17 protein-coding genes are annotated in these 19672 nt (G+C 66.8%); 9 read left to right on the forward strand and 8 right to left on the reverse strand.

What is annotated here, in order from left to right; all coding sequences use genetic code 11:
- The first annotated feature begins 51 nt into the window (after positions 1 to 51).
- Positions 52 to 330: a hypothetical protein gene (locus tag PARN5_RS0110010; RefSeq protein WP_232419328.1), complete on the forward strand. Its 279-nt coding sequence runs from the start codon at positions 52 to 54 to the stop codon at positions 328 to 330.
- Positions 331 to 336: 6 nt separating this feature from the next.
- Here the strand turns inward: PARN5_RS0110010 and PARN5_RS0110015 are convergent, their stop codons facing one another.
- Positions 337 to 924: a sugar transferase gene (locus tag PARN5_RS0110015; protein WP_017999639.1), complete on the reverse strand. Its 588-nt coding sequence runs from the start codon at positions 922 to 924 to the stop codon at positions 337 to 339.
- Between the two features lie 419 nt (positions 925 to 1343).
- On the opposite strand from PARN5_RS0110015, the gene PARN5_RS0110020 reads away from it, so the two are divergent.
- A complete protein-coding gene (locus PARN5_RS0110020; RefSeq protein WP_017999640.1) occupies positions 1344 to 2111 on the forward strand; it encodes a hypothetical protein in 768 nt (255 codons plus the stop codon).
- Here PARN5_RS0110020 and PARN5_RS0110025 read toward each other — a convergent pair.
- Positions 2108 to 2935: a glycosyltransferase gene (locus PARN5_RS0110025; protein WP_017999641.1), complete on the reverse strand. Its 828-nt coding sequence runs from the start codon at positions 2933 to 2935 to the stop codon at positions 2108 to 2110. The two genes, PARN5_RS0110020 and PARN5_RS0110025, sit on opposite strands and share 4 nt — an antisense overlap.
- Positions 2936 to 3256: 321 nt before the next feature.
- Here PARN5_RS0110025 and PARN5_RS0110030 point away from each other — a divergent pair, with 321 nt between their 5' ends.
- From PARN5_RS0110030 to PARN5_RS0110045, 4 genes are all read left to right on the forward strand, one after another.
- A complete protein-coding gene (locus PARN5_RS0110030; protein ID WP_017999642.1) occupies positions 3257 to 3940 on the forward strand; it encodes a chromosome partitioning protein in 684 nt (227 codons plus the stop codon).
- A gap of 49 nt (positions 3941 to 3989) precedes the next feature.
- A complete protein-coding gene (locus tag PARN5_RS0110035) occupies positions 3990 to 5474 on the forward strand; it encodes an LPS biosynthesis protein (RefSeq protein WP_017999643.1) in 1485 nt (494 codons plus the stop codon).
- Positions 5474 to 6835 carry an oligosaccharide flippase family protein gene (locus tag PARN5_RS0110040; protein ID WP_017999644.1) on the forward strand — a complete coding sequence of 454 codons (1362 nt, stop codon included), beginning with the start codon at positions 5474 to 5476 and terminating at the stop codon, positions 6833 to 6835. Before PARN5_RS0110035 ends, PARN5_RS0110040 begins: the two co-directional genes overlap by 1 nt.
- 80 nt (positions 6836 to 6915) lie before the next feature.
- Entirely contained in the window at positions 6916 to 9198 is a 2283-nt protein-coding gene (locus PARN5_RS0110045; protein ID WP_017999645.1) for an NADP-dependent malic enzyme, read from the forward strand.
- 21 nt (positions 9199 to 9219) lie between these two features.
- Here the strand turns inward: PARN5_RS0110045 and PARN5_RS21905 are convergent, their stop codons facing one another.
- The 3 genes from PARN5_RS21905 to PARN5_RS0110060 all read right to left on the reverse strand — a co-directional run bounded on the left by PARN5_RS21905 (position 9220) and on the right by PARN5_RS0110060 (position 12273).
- The gene (locus PARN5_RS21905; RefSeq protein WP_017999646.1) at positions 9220 to 10368 is read right to left on the reverse strand and encodes a calcium-binding protein; all 1149 of its coding nucleotides are present in this window, start codon (positions 10366 to 10368) and stop codon (positions 9220 to 9222) included.
- 146 nt (positions 10369 to 10514) lie between these two features.
- Positions 10515 to 11117, reverse strand: coding sequence for a porin family protein (locus PARN5_RS0110055; protein ID WP_017999647.1), 603 nt, complete (start codon positions 11115 to 11117; stop codon positions 10515 to 10517).
- Positions 11118 to 11382: 265 nt separating this feature from the next.
- Positions 11383 to 12273 carry a rhodanese-related sulfurtransferase gene (locus PARN5_RS0110060; RefSeq protein ID WP_017999648.1) on the reverse strand — a complete coding sequence of 297 codons (891 nt, stop codon included), beginning with the start codon at positions 12271 to 12273 and terminating at the stop codon, positions 11383 to 11385.
- 97 nt (positions 12274 to 12370) lie between these two features.
- Between PARN5_RS0110060 and pncA the strand changes: the two genes are divergently transcribed.
- The gene (gene pncA / locus PARN5_RS0110065; RefSeq protein ID WP_017999649.1) at positions 12371 to 12967 is read left to right on the forward strand and encodes a bifunctional nicotinamidase/pyrazinamidase; all 597 of its coding nucleotides are present in this window, start codon (positions 12371 to 12373) and stop codon (positions 12965 to 12967) included.
- The gene (pncB, locus tag PARN5_RS0110070; protein WP_036744845.1) at positions 12967 to 14274 is read left to right on the forward strand and encodes a nicotinate phosphoribosyltransferase; all 1308 of its coding nucleotides are present in this window, start codon (positions 12967 to 12969) and stop codon (positions 14272 to 14274) included. Before pncA ends, pncB begins: the two co-directional genes overlap by 1 nt.
- A 57-nt stretch (positions 14275 to 14331) precedes the next feature.
- Here the strand turns inward: pncB and PARN5_RS22845 are convergent, their stop codons facing one another.
- Both PARN5_RS22845 and PARN5_RS0110080 read right to left on the reverse strand, forming a co-directional pair.
- Positions 14332 to 15465, reverse strand: a complete 1134-nt coding sequence (locus PARN5_RS22845; RefSeq protein ID WP_017999651.1) for a Hint domain-containing protein — start codon at positions 15463 to 15465, stop codon at positions 14332 to 14334.
- Between the two features lie 280 nt (positions 15466 to 15745).
- Complete coding sequence (locus PARN5_RS0110080; RefSeq protein ID WP_017999652.1) at positions 15746 to 17416, reverse strand: NAD+ synthase; 1671 nt, start codon at positions 17414 to 17416, stop codon at positions 15746 to 15748.
- 126 nt (positions 17417 to 17542) lie between these two features.
- Between PARN5_RS0110080 and PARN5_RS21915 the strand changes: the two genes are divergently transcribed.
- Positions 17543 to 18991, forward strand: coding sequence for a 2-isopropylmalate synthase (locus tag PARN5_RS21915; RefSeq protein WP_017999653.1), 1449 nt, complete (start codon positions 17543 to 17545; stop codon positions 18989 to 18991).
- A 160-nt stretch (positions 18992 to 19151) separates the two neighbouring features.
- Here PARN5_RS21915 and PARN5_RS0110090 read toward each other — a convergent pair whose 3' ends face one another.
- Complete coding sequence (locus PARN5_RS0110090; protein WP_051070984.1) at positions 19152 to 19637, reverse strand: hypothetical protein; 486 nt, start codon at positions 19635 to 19637, stop codon at positions 19152 to 19154.
- Positions 19638 to 19672 lie beyond the last annotated feature (35 nt).

Raw genomic sequence — 19672 nt, forward strand, 5'->3', positions numbered from 1 at the left:
CTGGATTATGCTGATTTTTAGTAAAGAATGAGCGGATATGCAGTAGTCAGCTTGGGCCAGACCAAAGTTTATCTGGCGATTCGGGTTTTATTTGGCACTATTGTGGCAGGAGAGCATGGAATTTTGTGGAGAAAACCCCTGATCGGGATTCTGACCATAGGCATCGCGGTGGCGTTGTTCAGCACGGCGGTCGGGGTATGGGCTCTGGACCTGTCCTTTTGGGGCGGGCTGTTGCTGTATTCGGTCAGCGGAACCGCCGCCACGCTGTTCGTCGCATGGCGGCGCGCCAGATGTCTCGATCATCACGGCATGCAGCCCGGGCGGGGCTGAGCCGTCTCAGTATCCGGTGCAGCGCAGAACCACGCCCACGGTCTTGGCGATGATGCCGAGATCGCCCGTCAGGCTGAGATCGGCCGCATAGCGCGCGTCGAAGGTGGCGCGGGCGGCGAAGGTGCTGTCGTTGCGATCCGAGATCTGCCACAGCCCGGTCACGCCCGGCCGCAGGTGATAGTAATCCGCGCCGGGGTAAAGCTGCGCCTGTTCCAGCATCATCGGCCGCGGGCCGACCACGCTCATGTCGCCGCGGAACACGTTCCACAGCTGCGGCAGCTCGTCCAGCGAGGTCTTGCGCAGGAAATGCCCGGTCCTGGTGATGCGCGGATCCTGCTTCAGCTTCTGGGTCGAATCCCACTCGGCCTTGGCCTCGGGGTTCGCGGCCAGATATTCCGCCAGGCGCAGGTCGGCGTCCTCGACCATGGTGCGCAGCTTCCACAGCCGGAAGCTGCGGCCCGAGCGGCCGACGCGTAGCTGCGTGTAGAAGGGCCTGTCGCCGTTCCACAGGATCACGACCGCCAGCAGAAGCACCAGCGGCAATACGATCGGCGCCGCCAGCAGCACCGCGACGATGTCCAGCGGGCGCTTCAAAAAGCGTGCATAAAATGAACTGATCCCTGTGGGCTCTGCAATGGCTGCGCTGTTGGGGGAGGCTTGCAGCACCGAATCAATCGACTCGATATGGAAATCTGCACTGTGCCGCATGATAAACCCGTCCTAATCACTACAAGCGGCAGTATAGCCTTGCATTTTAATAAAACTAGAACGAAACGGCCGACTGACGAAAAGTATAGGTTTGTTTGTTTTCAATAGCTTGTGGCGGATTTCCCGCCGATCCCGTCCGCCTTCCCTCGGGTCAACTTTCCTTAGCGTTTCATGAGGTTTTAAGCGCCTCACAACAGGAACGCGGATAAACCGTTTCATCGGCAACTGTGGGTTGAATATGATGGTGCGTTCAATTCCTTCATGCCATATTCGGCCAGTCCAATATGGCAACCTTCGGTTGAATAATGCCCGGCTTATTTCAATTTCTGCTCGAAGGCGTTTCGGCGCTTTACATCGGCCACAGCCTGGTCAGCCCGACCGTGCCGGGGATGATGCAGCAATTGCTGGGCCGGCCGGTCGAGATGCAGATCCTGAACGGCGCCCCGTTGCAGCTGCAATGGACCGAGTCGCGCCATGCCCAGGGCGTCGACGCGCGCGCCTGGCTGCCGAATCATCCCGTCGACACGCTGGTCCTGACCGAGCGGGTGCCGCTGGGGCCGGCGATGGAATATCACGACAGCGCCGGCTATGCCGCCCGCTGGCTGGAACTGGCGCGGCAGGGCAATCCCGAGGTGCAGCCCTGGCTTTACCAGACCTGGGACTATATCGAGCCCGGCTCGACCCGGCCTTGGCGCGACCGCATCCTGGCGGACCTGCCGAAATGGCAGCAGATCCTGGCCGAGGTCAATCGCGACCGGCCGGCGGGCGCCCAGCCGATGCGGCTGATCCCGGCCGGGCTGGGCATGGTGCGGCTGCATGACGCCATCACGGCCGGACAGGTGCCGGGCGCGCGCTCGATCCGCGATTTCTTTCGCGACGACATCCACCCGACCGAGGCGGGCGGCTTCTATTACATCGCCATGATCCACTATGCCGCGCTGACCGGCAAAAGCCCGGTCGGCCTGACCAACCAGATCCCGGGCGGCGGCGGGCCTTACCCCGAGGTGCCGCGGGCCCAGGCCGAAGTCCTGCAGCGCTTGGCCTGGGAGACGGTGCAGGCGTTTCGCGACTAGCGGCCGCGCGCCCAGCCCTGCCGGTTGCGGCCCAGCCGCACGGCCAGGGCGACGGCGGCATAGGCGGCGAAGCCCAGCGGATCGGCGGCCGCCAGCCGCAAAAGCGCGCCGCGGCCGGGCCGGACGTGGCCTTGGCGGGCGGGCAGGTCGGGAAAGCGCCGGGCGATCTCGGCCACGCCCATGTCCTGGCGCCGCCGCACCCGGACCAGCGGCGAAAAGCCCTCGACCAGCGGCCATTGATAGGGCTCGTCAACCAGGAACCGCTCGGATTCCGCGAATTGCAGCCGGGCGAAGGTGTCGTCCGAGATGATCTGCGGGAAGTCCCCCCAGCGTGCCCGGCCGGCCGCATTCACCGCGAAAAGCCCGGCGCCGGTGACGCCCTGGGCGACGAAGGGCAGCTTCTGCCAGAACCGCGCATAGGCGCGCGACACAGGGCTGCGCGCCGGCGCCACCACCAGCCGGCCGCCGGCATAGCGCGGCTCGGCCACGTCCAGGACGCGCATGATGCCCGACAGCAGCCGCGGCCCCATGTGGATGTCGGCGTCCAGATAGAGCCGCACCCCCGGCCCGGCGCAGGCGTCGCCATGGTTCAGCGCGCCGATCTTGCCGCCCTGGGCCAGTTCCTCGACCCGCAGCGACCAGCCGCGCGCGGCGAATTGCGGCGCCCGGGCGCGGGCGCGGGCGGCGGTGTCGTCGCCGCAGCCATTGGCCACGACCACGACGGCCACCGGGCCGGCATGGTCCTGGGCCAGCAGGTGGTCAAGGCAGGCGTCGATGTAATCCGCCTCGTCATGGGCGGGCAGGATGATGGTGCAGGGCGTCATCGGGCTCGTGCCAGGGTTGCTGCCGTCTTGATTCGGGGGCAGGGGCGGCTTTGGCGCCGGGCGCGGCGCGGCGGGGGTGATGCCGCGCTGCGGCACGGGCTGTCCAAAAGGTCAGGCTTGGCCGCGAAATGCGGTGCATTGTCGTGATCCGGCGTGTTTTCGGTTGTGGCCCTCATGGCGCGGACGCTACCATGTTGCTGCCATGAAAGTCACGGCAGGCGGCGCAGCCAGGAGCGGCCGCGTTCCACCAGAGGCAGAGGGGCCACAGGTTTGAAGCCCGCGACAGGAAACAGCCCGGACAGGTCGCCGGAAGACGAGGCTTTGTCCGACACGCGCGGCAAGGTCTCGAGCCGGTTCGTCCGGCGCGAGGCGGCGCTGGCGGCCTCGGACGCGAAACATGCCCGCATCATCGCGCAGCGCTTTTCGCTGCTGCGCACCCGCATCCTGCAAGAGATGCGCAGCCGCGGCTGGAGCAAGCTCGCCGTGGTGCCGGTGACGCCGGGCGCCGGCGGCACCTATGTCGCGGTGCATCTGGCGCTGGCCCTGGCGCGCCAGCCCCACACCAAGGTGGCGTTGCTCGACCTGGATCTCGGCACGCCCAGCGTGGCGCGGGAACTGGGCGTGCCGGGCTGCGGCGCCCTGGCCCCGGTGCTGCGCGACAGCGGCGAACTCGACATGCTGCTGTCGCGGGTGGACGAGGCGCCGAACCTGGCCGTGCTGGCCCCCGAACGCGCCGAGCCCGGCGCCGCCGAGCTGTTGCAGGACGAGACGCTGGTCCAGGCCATGCAGCGCCTGCACGAGCGCCATCCGAGCGAGATCGCGATCCTGGACACCGCGCCGCTCTTGGGCGAGGACGCGGCCCTGGCCGCGCTGCCGCTGGCCGATGCACTGCTGCTGGTCGCCGACGGCCGCAAGGGCACCGCCGCCCATATGACCGAGGCCGAGCGGCTGCTGGTCGGCATGCCGCCCGTGATGGGCGTGGTGCTGAACAAATCCGAAGATTGATTTCATGAGTTTGCTTTAAGGGTTCAGGATTTTGGGACCGATTCAATCCTTGCAGGATCTGATCTCGATGGTCTGGCGGCGGCTGCCGCTGGTCATGACGATCATGGTCCTGGGCGTGCTGGTGTCGTTCTATCTGATCGTCTCCTCGCCGCGGGTCTACCAGGCTTCGGCGGTGATCCAGCTCGACATGCCGGCGGTGATGGACCAGGGCGCCGACAGTTCGCTGCCCGCCTCGCGCCGGGTGCAGCTGATCGAGCAGCGGTTGATGGCGCGCGCCAACCTGCGCGACGTGATCCAGCGGCTGGGGCTTTTCGCCGACACGCCCGGCCTCAGCGAGACGGAAAAGCTGGTGGCGCTGCGCAACTCGACCCGGATCGAAAGCATCACCGCGCCCGGCGTCTCGGTCGATTCGCGGCTGGCGCTGGCCGCCATCGTCATCACCTCGCAGGCCGAGACGGCCAACATGGCCGCCGCCATCGCCAATGACTTCGCCGACAGCGTCGTCAACCGCGACCGCGAGAACCGCAAGGCCCGCATCCTGGAATCGCAGGACTACCTGCGCGGCGAAGAGGCGCGGCTGAACGAGCAGCTTTCGGCGCAGGAACGCAAGGTCGTCGAATACAGCGCCCGCAACGAGGACGCGCTGCCCAGCTCGCAGACCTTCCTGCAGACCGAGCTCGCCCAGTTGAGCGAGATGGAAACCACGCTGAACAGCAGTATCATGGACCTGCAACGCGAGCGGCTGTCGCTCGAGGCGGGCGCCGGCGCCGATGCCCGGCCCTCGGCCTCGCTGGTGCAGCAGATCCGCTCGGCCGAGATCGAGCTGGCGCAGGCCCGGCGCACGCTGGCCGCCGATCACCCCGAGATCAAGCGGCTCGAGGACAACCTGCAGCGGCTGAACAGCGGCGGCGGCTCGGGCGGCTCGGACGTGGTGCGCCGCCAGGCCGAGCTGATCGACGCGCAATTGCAGCAGCTGAACCAGCAGAAGGCCGGTTTCGAGGCCCGCCGCATCGAGATCGACCGCGCCCGCGCCCGCGTGCCGCAGGTCACGCGCGAGCTCGAGGCGATGCAGCGCGAGCAGCGCCGCCTGCAGGACCGCTATAACGAGATCTCGCGCCAGCTGGCGCAGGTCGAGACCCAGCAGCAGCTGATGGAAAACGACCAGACCGAGCGTTTCGTGCTGCTGGAGCGCGCCCTGCCGCCGGAATATCCGGCGCTGTCGAACCGCAAGAAAAGCGCGGTGATGGGCGTCGGCGGCAGCTTCGCGCTGGCGATGATGGTGGCCTTCGTGCTTGAACTGCTGAACCCGGTGCTGCGCCGCACCACGCAATTCGCCCGCGCGACCGGCACCCGGCCGGTGATCGCGCTGCCCTATCGGCTGTCGCCCGAAGACCTGCACGCCCGCCGGCTGCGGCAGGTCTATCTGGTCGTGCTGCTGGTGGTGGGCGCGCTGGTGGCGCTGTGGCTGCTGGGCAAGATCCCCGGCCTGCCCTCGCCGGGCGTCGTGCCGACGCCGACCGACGGGATGGGCTGATGAGCGACGCCGCCACCTCCGAACCGGCGCGCAAGACGCTGGCCTCGCGCGCCCTGGGCAGCAGCGCCTGGTCCATGGCCAATTTCGGCCTGGGCCAGATCATGCGGCTGGGCTCGAACCTGATCCTGACCCGCATCCTCAGCCCGGACGATTTCGGGTTGATGGCGCTGGTCACCAGCTTCCTGATCGGGCTCAGCATGTTCAGCGACATGGGCTTCGGCCCGTCGATCATGCAAAGCAAGCGCGGCGACGACCCGGATTTCCTGGACACGATCTGGACGCTGAAGATCCTGCGCGGCTTCCTGATCTTCCTGGCCGCGATGGCGATGGCCTGGCCGCTGTCGCTGTTCTACGACGCGCCGCTGTTCGGCTGGGTGTTCCCGGTCGCGGCCACCTCGATGATCGTGGGCGGCTTCCTGCCCACCCGCATCGACAGCGCCGCCCGCCACCTGCAGCTGGGCCGGCTGACGGTGATCGAGCTTGGCAACCAGCTGATCGGCATCCTGATCACCATCGCGGCGGCGCTGATCCTGAATTCGGTCTGGGCGCTGGTCTGGGGCAATGTGCTGGGCGCCTTCGCGCAGCTCCTGATGTTCCGCCTGTTCCTGCCCGGCCACCGCAACCGCTTCCGGCTGGAGCCCGAGGCCCGCGCCGAGGTGATGCATTTCGGCAAGTGGATCTTCTTCAGCACCATCTGCGGCTTCCTGCTGTTCCAGGGCGACCGCATCATCCTGGGCCGGGTGCTGACGCTGCACCAGCTCGGCATCTACAACATCGGCCTGTTCCTGGCGACGGTGCCGATGATGCTGGGCAATTCCATCGCCAGCCGGCTGTTCATCCCGATGTATCGCCAGCATCCGCCGGCCGAGAGCCGCGAGAACGCGCGCATCCTGGCCCGCACCCGCGCCGGCCTGTCCGCGCTGCTGTTGGTCGCGGCGGTGGTGCTGGCCTGGGCCGGACCGCCGCTGGTCGGGCTGCTTTACGATCCGCGCTATGCGGCGGCGGGCGGCATCCTGGTCGCCATCGCCTGTATCCAGATGCTGCAGGTGATCCCGATCAGCTATGAATTCTCGGCGCTGGCCGCCGGGGATTCGCGCGGCTTCTTCGTGATGCAGTCGCTGCGGGCGGCGATCTATTTCACGCTGGTCGCGACCGGGGCCTGGTTCTATGGCCTGCCGGGGCTGCTGATCGGGCAGGGGCTGTCGCAGATCCTGTGCTATCCGGTCACGGTCTGGCTTGCGCGCCGGCACGGCTGCTGGGATCCGCGCCATGACGCCATCGCGGCGCTGATCGCGCTGACGGCGATTGCGGCGGCGCTGACCGGGCACGAGCAGGTCATCGCGGCTGCCATGCATCCCTAGGGTCAGCTTCAAGCATTTTACCCCTTCCGGTCGCCGTGGCCCGGGCGCTATGGCATAGGCCACGCCACGAGGAGGACCGGATGAGCGACGACAACACCCCGCGCAAGTCCCGCATCACGCGGGAAGAGGCTCTGGCCTATCACCTGGAGCCCCGGCCGGGCAAATACGACATCGTGGCCTCGACCCCGATGGCGACCCAGCGCGACCTGTCGCTTGCCTATTCCCCCGGCGTCGCCGTCCCGGTCGAGGCCATCGCCGAACGCCCCGAGACCGCCTATGACTATACCGTCAAGGGCAACATGGTCGCGGTGATCTCGAACGGCACCGCGATCCTGGGGCTGGGGAACCTCGGCGCACTGGCCTCGAAGCCGGTGATGGAGGGCAAGGCGGTGCTGTTCAAGCGCTTCGCCGACGTGAATGCCATCGACATCGAGCTGGACACCGAAGACCCGGACGAGATCATCAACGCCGTGCGGCTGATGGGTCCGACCTTCGGCGGCATCAACCTCGAGGACATCAAGGCGCCGGAATGCTTCATCATCGAGCAGCGCCTGAAGGAACTGATGGACATCCCGGTGTTCCACGACGACCAGCACGGCACGGCGGTGATCTGCGCCGCGGGCCTGCTGAATGCGCTGGAACTGTCGGGCAAGAAGATCGAGGATGTGCGCATCGTCCTGAACGGCGCCGGCGCGGCGGGCATCGCCTGCCTGGAACTGCTGAAATCCATGGGTGCGCGGCATGAGAACTGCATCATGTGCGACACCAAGGGCGTGATCTGGCAGGGCCGCACCGAGGGCATGAACCAGTGGAAATCGGCCCATGCGGTCGTGACCGAGGCCCGCACGCTGGAAGACGCGATGAAGGGCGCCGACGTGTTCCTGGGCGTTTCGGCCAAGGGGGCGGTGACGCAGGACATGGTGGCCTCGATGGCCGAGAACCCGGTCATCTTCGCCATGGCGAACCCCGATCCCGAGATCACCCCGGAAGAGGCGCATGCCGTGCGTCCCGATGCCATCGTCGCCACCGGCCGCTCGGATTACCCGAACCAGGTCAACAACGTCCTGGGCTTTCCCTATCTGTTCCGCGGCGCGCTGGACATCCACGCCCGCGCCATCAACGACGAGATGAAGATCGCCTGCGCCGAAGCCCTGGCGAAGCTCGCGCGCGAGGACGTGCCGGACGAGGTCGCCGTGGCCTATGGCCGCAAGCTGCAATTCGGCCGCGACTACATCATCCCGACGCCCTTCGACCCGCGGCTGATCCACGTCATTCCCCCGGCGGTCGCCAAGGCGGGCATGGACACCGGCGTCGCCCGCCGCCCGATCATCGACATGGAGGGCTATGTCCAGTCGCTGAAGGCGCGCATGGACCCGACCGCGGCGATCCTGCAAGGCATCCACGCTCGCGCCCGCCAGGCCCAGGCCCGGATGATCTTTGCCGAGGGCGACGACCCGCGCGTGCTGCGCGCCGCCATCGCCTGGCAACGCGGCGGCATGGGCCAGTCCATCGTCGTCGGGCGCGAGGCCGATGTGAAGGAAAAGCTGGACGCCGCCGGCCTGGGCGACGCCGCGCGCGAGATCACCGTGGTCAACGCCGGCAATTCGCGCCATCTCGACCAGTATCACGAGACGCTCTATGCCCGGCTGCAGCGCAAGGGCTATGACCGCGAGGATGCGGCCAAGCTCGCGAACCGCGACCGGCATGTCTTTGCCGCGCTGATGCTGGCGCATGGCCATGGCGACGGGCTGGTGACCGGCGCGACGCGCAAGAACGCGCATGTGCTGGCGCAGATCGGCATGGTCTTCGACGTGACCCCGGCGGCGGGCGCGGTGGGCATCACCACGGTCCTGCACAACGGTCGCGTGATCCTGATCGGCGACACGCTGGTCCACGAATGGCCCGAGGCCGAGGACCTGGCCGATATCGCCACCCGCGGCGCCCATGTCGCGCGCGGCCTGGGGATCGAGCCGCGCGTGGCGTTCCTGTCCTTCTCGAACTTCGGCTATCCGGTCAGCGAGCGCGCGGTGAAGATGGCGCATGCCACCGAGGTGCTGGACGCCCGCAAGGTCGATTTCGAATATGAGGGCGAGATGACCGTGGACGTGGCGCTGAACCCGTCGCAGGCGGCGAAATACCCGTTCTCGCGCCTGACCGGGCCGGCGAACGTGCTGGTGGTGCCGGCGCGGCACTCGGCCTCGATCTCGGTGAAGCTCTTGCAGGAAATGGCCGGCGCCACGGTGGTCGGCCCGATCCTGACCGGCGTGCCCGAGCCGATCCAGATCTGCTCGACCGGCTCGACCGTGAACGACATCCTGAACATGGCGGCCATCGCGGCCGGCCGGCTGGGCCAGGTGAAATAGCCAGGACGGGGCCGGCCGGCTTCACAGGAACAGGAAATCCTGCGCCGTCAGCAGGTGGTGGTCGATGTTCGCCAGCACGATCACCACATTGCCGAAGCTGATCCGCGCATCCGCGCCCAGGTCGGTGATGCGCAGCTCGGCAAAGCGCTCGGCCCCGGATTCGATGACGATGCGGTCCTGGCCGTCGACGAAGTCCAGGATGCGGTCGGCGCCGTCGCCGGCGGCGAAGACGAAGCTGTCGGCGCCCGGGCCGCCATGCAGCGTGTCATTGCCCAGACCGCCGCGCAGCCGGTCGGCGCCGGCCTGGCCGAACAGGCGGTCATGGCCGCCCATGCCGGCGATGCGGTCGTTTCCCGCACTGGCGGTCAGGGTATTGGTCAGCGCGTTGCCGGTCAGGATGTCGTTGCCGGCGCCGGTCAGCAGGTTCTCGATATTGCGGATGCTGTCGAGGCCGTAGCCCGTCGCCTGCGGCCCGCTCAGCCCCAGGTTCACCCGCACCGGCCCGGCGCCGGAAAACCGCAGCGTGTCGACTCCGGCGCCGCCGTCCAGCGTGTCACGGCCCTGGCCGCCCTCCAGCGTATCCGCCCCCGCCGCGCCGAACAGCAGATTGCTGCCGCCATTGCCGACGATCAGATTGGCCAGGCCATTGCCGGTGCCGTTCGTGTCGCCATTGCCCAGCAGCACCAGGTTTTCCAGCCTGGCGCCCAGCGTCCAGCTGATCCAGCTTTGCACCTGGTCGGGCGGATTGGGGTCGCCGGGATAGCGGGGCACATAGCTTTCGCGGATCTGGTCCAGCGCGGAGTCCACCACATAGACATCACCGCCCGTGCCACCCGCCATGGTGTCCCTGCCGCTGCCGCCATCCAGGCGACTGCCCTGGTCGCCGCCGGTCAGCAGGTCGTTGCCGGCGCCGCCGCGCAGCACGTTCGCGGTGCCCTGCCAGGCGCGCAGCACGTCGTCGCCCAGGCCGCCGTCCAGCATATTGGTCGCGGCGCCGCCCTCCAGCGTGTCGCGACCGGCACCGCCGTAAAGCGCATTCGGGTTCAGGAAACTGCCGGTCAATATGTCATTGCCGGCCAGGCCGTCGATGACGATGGTCTCGCGATAGGGAAAACGGCTGTCGGCCCGCAGCCGGTCGTTACCAGCGGTGCCGTTAATGAAGATCGTCATGAAATGCCTGTCGGAATGAATGTCTCATCCCGAAACTAGCGAAGGCAATTTGCAAAAACGAGCCTGCGATTGCGCCGGCTGTCGGTCATGCGCCGGCAGCAGCGGGCAGGGCGGGCGCCACCGCAAGGCACGCCCGCCCCCTGGCGTCAGAACTTGTAGGACGCCCGGACCTGCACCAGGTCCATGTCCAGGTCATTGCCGTCGACGCCGGCGCTGTCCTGCAGCACGTCCTTGAAGGCGTTGCGGGTGTATTCCGCGCCGACGGTGAAATGCTCGGCGACCTTGTAGTCGACGCCCAGGCCATAGGTCATGCCGGTGTCCGAGAATTCGTCGGTGTCGAGCTTGGCGGCGCCCAGCGTGACATAGGGCAGGAACTTGCCGGCATCATAGCCGGCGCGCAGCCGCAGCCGGGTCATGTCGCCGTCGCTGTAGTTCTCGCCGGGTGAGACCTTGTTGTAGTCCAGCTCGCCGCCCAGGACGAATTTGTTGAAGCCCTTCTGGTAGCCGGCATGCAGACCATAGGCGTCGAAATCGCCGAAATCCGGCAGCGCGCCGCGGTCGCCCAGATCGCCCGAGCCCTTGCCGTATTGCAGACCGGCATAGAAGCCGTCCCAGTTGCCGACCGGGGCCGGCGCGATCGTCTCGACCGGGGCAACCACGGGCTGCTCGACCACCGGGGCGACATAGCCCCCGGCATAGGCCCCGCCAGCGATCAGCGAGACAAGGGTTGCGTAACCAATTGCTTTCATTGTGAGTTCTCCATTTCTTACGGGCCGGTCTGGCCCAGATCCCTCGGCCCCCATGCCTAGCACCACCCCCGCCGGATGGAAGCTTTTGCGGCGCCGCAGCACGGACAAGTGTCAGCCGGTGACCGGCGCCCCTTGGGCGGCGGCGGGAAATGCCGCAGGAAGAACGGCTTAGCCGCTCAAGCAGATTTGAGCGGGCGTGAAGCGGGTAACTTTATTGTTTTCAACACGTTGCTGGGTGTAAACGAATGTTGCTGAACGCCTGGCCCTATGGCTCGCCGAAACATTCGCCACGGGCTGCCTGGCGCTGCCGTTCACGGAATCGGGCGCGGTCGGCCTCGGAATATTCGCTGGCGCAGCGGTGGCAGCTGACGCCTTCCTCGTATTCCGGGCGGGTGCGGTCCTCGGGCGCCAAGGGCCGGCGGCAGGCGTGGCACAGGCCATGGCGCCCCGGCCGCAAGCCGTGGGTGATGCTGACGCGCTTGTCGAAGACGAAGCATTCGCCCTGCCACAGGCTCTCGGCCTCGGGCACCTCCTCGAGGTATTTCAGGATGCCGCCCTTCAGGTGGAACACCTCGGGCACGCCTTCGCCCAGCAGGAAATTGGTCGATTTCTCGCAGCGGATGCCGCCGGTGCAGAACATGGCGATGCGCTTGCCGGCAAAGCGGTCGCGGTTCTGGCGCCACCATTCCGGGAAGTCGCGAAAGCTGCGGGTGCCGGGATCGACGGCGCCGGCAAAGCTGCCGATTTCGACCTCGTAATCGTTGCGGGTGTCGATCACCGCCACGTCCGGGGCGCTGATCAGCGCGTTCCAGTCCGACGCTGCGACATAGCGCCCGACGGCGGCGGTCGGGTCGACCTCGGGCTGGCCCATGGTGACGATCTCGCGCTTCAGCCGCACCTTCATGCGGCCAAAGGGCATGGTCTCGGCCGGGCTTTCCTTCCATTCCAGGGCGGCGCAGCCGGGCAGGGCGCGGATATGGGCCAGCACGGCGTCGATCCCGTCGCGCGTGCCGGCGATGGTGCCGTTGATGCCCTCGGGTGCCAGCAGCAGCGTGCCCTTGACGCCATGCGCGCAGGCGCATTTCGCCAGCGGCGCCTTCAGCGCGGCCGGATCGGGGAAGCGGGTGAAATGGTAAAGCGCGGCGACGATCAGCATGGCCTGGCCTTAGCGCCGCGTGGGGCCCGGATCAAGCTGCGGCATTGACGCCCCCGGCCCACCCGCCTACGACTTTTGTCAAAGCAGGAGCAAAGCCATGGCCAAGGCCTTGATCGTCATCGACATGCAGCTGGATTTCTGCCCGGGGGGCCGGCTGGCCGTCGCCGGCGGCGACGAGATCGTGGCAGGGATCAACGACCTGATGGCGGATTACGATGCCGTGGTGCTGACCCAGGACTGGCACCCGCATGACCATGCCAGCTTTGCCGACAACCACCCCGGCGCGGCGGCCTTTTCCGTGGTCGAGATGCCCTATGGCCCGCAGGTGCTGTGGCCGGCGCATTGCGTCATCGGCAGCCCGGGGGCGGGGTTCCATCCGGCGTTGGCCGTCGATTGCGCCGATCTGGTGATCCGCAAGGGCTTCCGGCCGCAGATCGACAGCTATTCCGCCTTTTACGAGAACGATCACCGCACCGCGACCGGCCTGGCCGGCTATCTGCGCGAGCGCGACCTGACCGAACTGGCCTTCGTCGGCCTGGCGCATGATTTCTGCGTCGCCTGGTCGGCCATGGACGCGGCGCGGCTGGGTTTTCGCGCCACGGTGATCGAGGACGCCACCCGCGCCATCGACCTGGACGGCTCGCGCGAGGCAGCCCGCGAGAGGATGCGCCAGGCGGGAGTGACTTTGGCATGATGATACCGACGGTCGACATCGCGACCCGCGTCTATAACCACAAGTGGAAGATCGACCCGATCGTGCGCTCGCTGATCGACACCGACTTCTACAAGCTGCTGATGTGCCAGTCGGTTTTCCGAAACCGGCCCGACACGCATGTCGCCTTCAGCCTGATCAACCGCACCAGGTCCATCCGCCTGGCCGAGTTGATCGACGAGGGCGAGCTGCGCGAGCAGCTGGACCATGTCCGCGGGCTGTCGCTGACGCGCGGCGAAAGCACCTGGCTGCGTGGCAATACCTTCTATGGCAAGCGCCAGATGTTCCGCCCGGACTTCATGGAGTTCCTCGAGAACCTGCGCCTGCCCGCCTATCAGCTGGAAAAGCGCGACGGCCAGTATGAGCTGACCTTCGAAGGCCGCTGGCCCGAGGTCATGCTGTGGGAGATCCCGGCGCTGGCCATCATCATGGAGCTGCGTTCGCGCGCGGTGCTGAAGGACATGGGGCGCTTTGAATTGCAGGTGCTCTATGCCCGCGCCATGGCGCGGCTGTGGGAAAAGATCGAGCAGCTGCGCGAGCTTGGCCCCGAGCTGCGCATCGCCGATTTCGGCACCCGGCGGCGGCACAGCTTCCTGTGGCAGGACTGGTGCGTGCAGGCCATGGTCGAGGGGTTGGGCGACGAACGCTTCATCGGCACCTCGAACTGCCTGATCGCCATGCGCCGCGACATCGAGGCCATCGGCACCAATGCCCACGAACTGCCCATGGTCTATGCCGCGCTGGCCGATACCGACGAGGCGTTGCGCCAGGCCCCCTATCGCGTCCTCGCCGATTGGCAGGAGGAACATGACGGCATGCTGCGCATCATCCTACCCGATACCTATGGCACCAGGGGTTTCCTGGAGCATGCGCCGGACTGGCTGGCGGGCTGGACCGGCATCCGCGTCGACAGCGGCGACCCGGCCGAGGGGGCCGAGACGGCGATCCGCTGGTGGCAGGACCGGGGCGAGGATCCGCGCGACAAGCTGATCATCTTCTCGGACGGGCTGGACGTGGACAAGATCCGCGAATTGTTCCGGCGCTTCCGCGGTCGGGTGAAGGTCAGCTTCGGCTGGGGCACCTTGCTGACCAACGATTTCCGTGGCCTGGTGCCGGGCGACGGGCTGGCGCCGTTTTCGCTGGTCTGCAAGGCGGTGGCGGCGGATGGCCGGCCGACGGTGAAACTGTCGGACAACCCCGAGAAGGCCACCGGCCCGGCCGAGGAAATCGCCCGCTACAAGCGCGTGTTCGGCGTCGGCCAGCAGCAGCGCCAGGACGTGCTGGTCTGAACGCGGCGGGCGCGGAAGGGAAAGGCCCCGGCATGTGGTGGCCCGGGGCCTGGAGTTTCAGCGCGACAGCGCCGCTTGCAGCTCGCGTCCGTTTGCGGAATGGCGCTTCGCGAGTTGCCGCCCCTCGCGGCCAGAGCCGAGACGGCGCGCAGGTTCATGCGCCCGGCCCTCGGCCAGCAGTTCGGGGAACAGCGCCAGAATTTCGGCCCGCGCCTCGGGTGACACGGCCTTCAGCGCCTCGGGGCCGGTGAACAGCGACTCGGTCTGCGCGCCTTCCGAGCAGACGATCTCGTGCCGGTCGAACAGCAGGTGGAAATAGCTTAGCGCCTCGGCGCTGTCGTCGATCTCGATGCCGTCGATCTCGGTCAGGTGCTTGGCGGCGACCAGAACCTCGGCCTCGCCCAGCACCCGTTCGGCGATCTTTGAGGTGACCAGGACGCGGTGCTGCTGCGAGACGTAGAGGTCGCGTGTCGGCAGGTCGGCCCCCAACGCGCCTGCGCGGATCCGCACCGGGCGCATGTTCGGGAACAGCTGCAGCAACTCCGGCGTCACCTGTTTCGAGCCGATCCAGCGCAGCGGCTGCGGCCCGTGGTCGCGGGTCATCACCATGTCGCTGACGCGCAGATCCTCGACCGCGACATTGCCGCGCGCGGTCAGGATCAGCGTGCCGTTGCGGAAGCAGACGAATGTCGGGTCGGGCAGCCCATAGCGCGATGTGTCGAGCCCGTTGAAATTGCTGTTGATGACCCGGGTCAGGGTGATCGACTGGATCGCCTTGCTGGTGACGCCCTGGATTTCGGCCTGCGAGGCGTTGGTGGGCGGCGGCACCAGCGCCAGCGTGCCGTCGGTCGCCTGCAGGACGCGCAGCGGCACGTTGCTGGCGGTCGTGCCGTCCATATAGGTGACGGTGCCGGAATAGATGATGCCCGAGTCGAGATTGTAGCGCACGCCGTCATGCAGCACGTATTCGTTCCGCGGGCTGCCGTGCGGGCCGTCGAAGCCGATCGAATGGTTGCCGTTGCCGTCGTTCAGCGTCACCGCGGTGATGCTGCGCGCCAGCGGCTCGTCCACGCTGCCGAAGGTGGTTCCGACCAGCTCGCCGGCCCGTTCCGCGCCCAGATAGCGTTCGTTGCTGTCCAGATCGCGATGCGTGCCCAGGGAAATGACGCGAATCGTCGTCGTCGTCGGCATAAGCAGACCCTCATCATCAACAGACCCTCCGACGGGGAGGGTCGATACCAGTGAACCATTCGGTCATGCGCGTCCCGGAACATCCGGTCCTGCATCACGTCCTGCCCCAAGGATAGGCAACGCGGGGCACGGCTGGATAGCTAGGGAATGCGTGCAAGTTTAAACACCTGTCGAAATCGACAGGATTTTAGCTATCGGCAAGATTTTTTATCGCAACATCAGGGCAGTGCCGGAAATCACGTCATGCCGGCGCCGGCATGACGTGGCGTCACCCAAGACCCTACAGCCGGTCGCGCCAGCGGTTGACCAGCGGATAGCGCCGGTCCAGCCAGAAGGCCTTGGTCGAGATTCGCGGGCCGGGCGCCGCTTGGTAGCGCTTCCATTCGCTGCCATAAAGCAGGGTCTCGACCTTCTTCACCGTCTCGGGGTCGAAGCCCTGCGCGACCAGGTCCTTCAGCGCCAGGTCCTTCTCGACCAGCCCCTCCAGGATCGCGTCCAGCACCTCATAGGGCGGCAGGCTGTCCTGGTCCTTCTGGTCCGGGCGCAGCTCGGCCGAGGGCGGCTTCGTGATGATCTGCGGCGGAATCACCTCGCCCGCCGGACCTTTCATCCAGTCGCGGTGGTTGCGGTTGCGCCAGCGGCAGGTCTCGAAGACACGGGTCTTGTAGAGATCCTTGATCGGGTTGTAGCCGCCGGCCATGTCGCCATAGATCGTGGCATAGCCCACCGCCACCTCGGACTTGTTGCCGGTGGTCAGCAGCAGCTCGCCGAACTTGTTCGAGATCGCCATCAGCATCACGCCGCGCAACCGGGACTGGATGTTTTCCTCGGTGGTGTCGGGTTTCGTCCCCTCCATCAGATGCGCCAGCGCCGCGCCGACCGCGTTGCGGGCGCCCTCGATCTGCACCGTATCCAGCCGCGCGCCCAGCCGGGTCGCGGCATCGGCGGCATCGTCAAGGCTGGCCTGCGAGGTGTATTCGCTGGGCAGCATCACGCAGCGCACGTTCTGCGGCCCGACGGCGTCGCAGGCGATGGTCGCGACCAGCGCCGAGTCGATGCCGCCCGACATGCCCAGCACCACCTTGCGGAAACCGGACTTGCGCATGTAGTCGCGCAGCCCCTCGGTCATGGCGCGGTAATCCTGTTCCCATTCGTCGGGCTGGTGCTCCATCGGTCCCGGCACCGCGCGCCAGCCATCGGGCGTGCGGGTGAAGTCGACATGCACCAGCCGCTCGTCGAAGGGCGCCAGTTGCACGACCTTGTCGGCGCCGCCGGTCCTGCCCGGGTTCAGCACGAAGCTCGCGCCGTCATAAAGCTGGTCGTCCTGGCCGCCGACCGAGTTCAGATAGACCAGCGGCAGGTCGGTCTCGACCACGCGGGCGACCATGTGGCCCATGCGCAGGTCCAGCTTGCCCCGGTGATAGGGGCTGCCGTTCGGCACGATCAGGATCTCGGCCCCGGTCTCGGCCAGGGTCTCGGACACTTCGGGCCACCAGGCGTCCTCGCAGATCGGGCTGCCGATGCGGACGCCGCCCACGCTGTAGGGGCCCGAGATCGGCCCGACGTTGAACAGCCGCCATTCGTCGAACAGCTGCTTGTGCGGCAGTTCGTGCTTCAGCACGCGGGCGGCGACCCGGCCGCCCTGCAAGACCCAATAGGCGTTATAGAGCCGGTCTCCCTCGGCATAGGGGCCGCCGATGCCGATGGTGGGGCCCTCGGCGCAGTCGCGGGCCAGCGCCTCGATCTCGGCCATGGCGTGCTGGGTGAAGGCGGCTTTCAGCACCAGGTCCTGGGTCTGATAGCCGGTGATGAACATCTCGGGCAGCACCAGCATGTCGGTCCCGGCCGCGCGCGCCTGCTGCCAGGCGTCGCGGGCCTTGGCGGCATTGCCCGGCAGATCGCCGACGGTGGGGTTCAGCTGTGCAAGCGTGATGCGGAACGTATCGGTCATGGCGCGTCCTTCGGCTTTGATCCCTGTGATAGGCGAGGGCGCGGCAAAGGAAAAGTCGGCTTTGCGCCGGCCGGCCCATGCGGTAAACCCTTGCCGAAAGAACGAACAAGAGGCGGAGGCAGGTCCATGAAGGCAGCCATTTTCGCATGCGCGATGATCCTGGCCGGCAGCGGCATGGCCGCCGCCCAATCCGTCATCACCAAGCAATATGACGACGGCGGCGTCTACGAGGGTACCTTCCGCAACGGCAAGCAGCACGGCCGCGGCACCTATCGCCTGCCCTCGGGCTATGAATACACCGGCGACTGGGTCGAGGGCGAGATCCTGGGCCAGGGCGTGGCGAAGTTCCCCAACGGCTCGGTCTACGAAGGCGCCTTCGCCAAGGGCAAGCCCAACGGCAAGGGCAAGATCACCTATGCCGACGGCGGCACCTATGAGGGCGACTGGCTGGACGGCCAGATCACCGGCCAGGGCGAGGCGCATTACGCCAATGGCTCGATCTACAAGGGCGGCTTTGTCAACGCGCTGCATGACGGCAAGGGCGTGCTGACCCAGCCCAACGGCTATCGCTACGAGGGCGACTGGAAGGCCGGCGTCAAGGAAGGCTTCGGCAAGATCACCTATCCCGACGGCGCCGCCTATGAGGGCGAGATGAAAGCCGACCAGCGTTCCGGCCAGGGCAAGCTGACCATGCCGGACGGGCTGTCCTATGTCGGCGGCTGGTCGGCCGGGCAGATGGCGGGGCAGGGCAAGCTGGTCCAGCCCTCGGGCGACAGCTACGAGGGCCGCTTCGCCAATGGCAAGCGCGAAGGCAAGGGCATCGCCACCTTCGCCAACGGCGACCGCTACGAGGGCGATTTCCGCGCCGACAAGCGCTGGGGCGTGGGCACCTTCACCGGCACCGACGGCTATGTCTATTCCGGCGACTGGGTCGAGGGCCGGATGGAGGGGCTGGGCCGCATCACCTATCCGGACGGTTCGGTCTACGAGGGTGCGCTGAAGGCCGACATGCCGGACGGGCGGGGGCTCATCACCTATCCCGACGGCGCCACCTATGACGGCGACTGGCTGGCCGGGGTGATCGAGGGCCAGGGCGTGGCGAAATACGCCAACGGCCTGGTCTACGAGGGCGGCTTCAAGCGCGGCCGGAACGAGGGGCAGGGCCGCATGACCTACCCGGACGGCTATGTCTACAACGGCGCCTGGCGCGACGGCCAGCGCCACGGCCAGGGCCAGGCGACCTATGCCGATGGCACCACCTATGACGGCTCCTTCGTGGACGGGTTGCGCCAAGGCAAGGGTCGGCTGATCGCCCCCGACGGCTTCCGCTACGAGGGCCTGTGGAAGCAGGGCGAGATCGACGGCGAGGGCGTGGCCACTTATGCCAATGGCGACGTCTACACCGGCCATTTCGTCATGGGCAAACGCCAGGGCGCGGGGGTGATGCGCTATGCGACGGGCGAAGTCGCCTCGGGCGAATGGGAGGACAACCGGCTGGCGGTCCCGACCGAGGGGGCGGCGCAGGGGGAGACGCCGGAGGGGGCGGTGCCGGACGAGCCGGGGGAGGGGGAGTAGGGGGCTGCCGGGGCAAGGTCGCCCTTTGCACATGGGATCCCGCATAAGGGGAACAGCAGCAAATCTGCCGTCAGAGCGGCAATTGTGAAAGAATGCCAAGCACAGTTATGTCCTAAGGAGAGCCTTGTTCTGATGGTAGCTATAGCACTGAAAACTCTGCTCAGAACTTCTCAAATACGTTCTGTAGCAGCGTTTCGATGTGTGCGGCGGACTTGTTCACCGAGACCTTCAAGGTATTTGGGTGGCCGCATCCGTTCCGCAAGTCGAGGCAGGACTTAAGCTGTGCTTTTACGTTCTTGCCAATAATCGACAGTGCTTCGATGCGGTCTAGAAAGTCGCTCTCGCCCATCTTTCCAATGTCGTCCTGCGTTACAGCAGGCTTCCATCTGCTGTTAACCCGCAGAGCTTCAGCATTGAAGATGGCGAGGTGATGCCGGTGAACATAACTCTGCAACACGTCAATCGCGCCCAACCATGACATAACAATGGCAGACCGAAACAACTCTGCCTCTTGGCACTTGATGGCCTCTTCCACGAACTCGCGCGTCTGCTGGTTGTCGATCTTGGTCAGGTGATTGCGAAGATCTACCGCAACTTGCATTACCGCCGGGCTGGCCGAAGCCACCCCAAGACTACGAAGATGCATCCTGCCAGCATCTGTCAGCTCCCAACCCCGAGGTC

Origin of the sequence: Paracoccus sp. N5, from assembly GCF_000371965.1 — a bacterium.
GTDB lineage: Bacteria > Pseudomonadota > Alphaproteobacteria > Rhodobacterales > Rhodobacteraceae > Paracoccus.